1 protein-coding gene is annotated in these 2,501 nt (G+C 46.3%); it reads left to right on the top strand.

All coding sequences use genetic code 11. The features are described 5' to 3' along the window. Positions 1-577 precede the first annotated feature (577 nt). Complete coding sequence (locus H6B51_RS16785) at positions 578-2,380, top strand: reverse transcriptase domain-containing protein (protein ID WP_204884743.1); 1,803 nt, start codon at positions 578-580, stop codon at positions 2,378-2,380. The last annotated feature ends 121 nt before the right edge of the window (positions 2,381-2,501 follow it).

Genomic DNA, 2,501 nt, shown 5'->3' on the forward strand with positions numbered 1-2,501 from the left:
GTACGCCCGGATAGGGCAATGAGAAAAGCAGTAGAAGGTACTGCCCCGTAAGATAACACGGGAAACAACCGGCCTAACCGAAAGGCGAAAGCTGACACGGGAACACAGTACGGCTGGAAAGCGGTAAGTCACCTAAAGGCAATCGGGTGCGACTGAACCGCAATGTTAATCGGATATAAGGTATAAGTTGGATTTACTGAACGCAAGCTTCCAGTTTCTGTTATGTGCCGATGGAGGAAAATTGCCTGAAACCTCTGGTACGGAAAAGGCAAGTTATGGTTGTGGGCTTGTCGGTTATCAATCATTCCGTACAACCTGTAGGAGAACCTATGGTAACGAAGCGAAAGCGATACCGAGAATCCGAATTTACCAAGTCTCATTGCTAACCGGGGATGCCCTAACCAGGAGTGCCGCATGAAAGGGGGAATGAAAAAGTGGCTATGGCTTTGGAGCCTGAAAATCCTGCATGGGTACGGAGTGCTCGTAGTAGTCCGAGAGGGGTAATGACCCTTACATGGCGAAGGGGCACAGTTATTGCGCACTAAAATTAGAAGTTGATTAGGGAGGAAAACCTCACATGAAACCAACAACGGAAATTTTAGCAAGAATCAGTCAAAACTCACTTGCAAATAAAGAAGAAGTATTTACAAAACTGTATCGCTATCTGCTGCGTCCTGACATCTACTTTGTGGCATACAAAAACCTGTATGCCAACAACGGTGCGGCAACAAAAGGAGTAAACGAGGATACGGCGGACGGTTTCAGTGAAGCCAAAATAGATAGTATTATCAAAGCATTGGCGGATGAAACCTATCAGCCCATGCCGGTGAGGCGAACCTATATCCAGAAGAAGAATAACCGCAAAAAGCTGCGTCCCTTAGGTATACCAACCTTTACTGACAAATTGGTGCAGGAAGTGTTGCGGATGATACTGGAAGCGGTATATGAGCCTATCTTTCTAGATGTCTCCCACGGTTTTAGGCCAAAAAGAAGTTGCCATACGGCCTTAAAGCAGTTGAGACGGGAGTTCAACGGTACGCGTTGGTTCGTCGAAGGCGACATCAAAGGCTGCTTTGACAACATCAACCACGCCGTTCTTGTAGGTTTGCTGAGCAATAAAATCAAGGACGCCCGGATAACCAAGCTGATTTACAAATTCCTAAAAGCAGGATATCTAGAGAACTGGCAGTACCATAAGACATACAGTGGTACACCGCAAGGCGGTATCATTTCTCCGCTACTCGCCAGCATCTACCTGCATGAATTGGATAAGTTTGTAATGAAGTTGAAATCCGAATTTGACACGCCCGGAGTGGGACAAATCACACCTGAATACCGAGAGCTGCACAATGAAATCAAACGGCTATCCCACCGCTTGACGAAAGTAACGGGTGAGGAAAGGGAAATGGTGCTGGCAGAGTATAAGTCCAAACGTCAGAAGCTGATGACCATTCCCTGCACTGCGCAGAACGACAAAAAGCTGAAATATGTTCGGTATGCGGATGATTTTCTAATAGCAGTCAAAGGAAACCGTGAGGACTGTCAATGGATTAAGAGCAAACTGGCCGAGTTTATCGGAGATACACTGAAAATGGAACTCAGTGAAGATAAAACGCTCATAACCCACAGCAGTAAATGTGCAAGGTTCTTAGGCTATGATGTGCGTGTGCGCAGAAGCGGAAAAATAAAGCGGGGTGGCCCCGGTCATGTAAAAATGCGTACCCTCAATGGGGGCGTAGAGTTGTTGGTGCCACTTAACGATAAAATCCGCCAATTCGTTTTCACGAAAGGCGTGGCGATACAAAAAGAAGATGGTTCCATGTTTCCAGTCCATCGGAAATACCTGGTTGGACTCACAGATTTAGAAATCGTTTCAGTATACAATGCGGAGCTAAGAGGAATATGCAACTATTATGGTATGGCAAGCAACTTCTGCAAGCTGCACTACTTTGCCTACCTTATGGAATACAGTTGCTTGAAAACCCTCGCTTCAAAGCATAAAACCAGCCTTTCCAAAATCATTGACAAGTTTAATGATGGTACAGGAAAATGGGGTGTCCCCTATGAAACGAAGCTGGGAAGCAAAAGACGTTGCTTCGCAAATTACGCTGACTGTAAAGGCAAAGGTTCTGCTACGGATTACATCAGCAATGCCGCCGTTGTCTACGGATACGCAGTCAATACCCTTGAAAACCGGCTGAAAGCAAAGGTCTGTGAGTTATGTGGAACGACAGAGAGCGATCATTACGAGGTTCACCACATTAACAAACTCAAAAATCTCAAAGGCAAGGAACGGTGGGAAATCGCAATGATTGCCAAACACAGAAAAACGCTTGTGGTGTGCAGGGATTGCCACCGCAGTATTATCCACAAAAAGTGAGTTTTGTCTGAACGAGCAGTAACAGAGCCGTATACTCTGAGAGGGGTACGTACGGTTCCCGGAGAGGGTGGCGCAAACCTACCACAGCAATGTGACAAGGCGGTGCTTCCCTACTCCACCA

The organism is Pseudoflavonifractor phocaeensis (assembly GCF_016901955.1).
Lineage (GTDB): Bacteria > Bacillota > Clostridia > Oscillospirales > Oscillospiraceae > Flavonifractor > Flavonifractor phocaeensis_A.

What these genes read in the sequence shown, in the direction of transcription:
- H6B51_RS16785 (WP_204884743.1), top strand. Translation starts at nt 578, where the DNA reads ATGAAACCAACAACGGAAATTTTAGCAAGAATCAGTCAAAACTCACTT.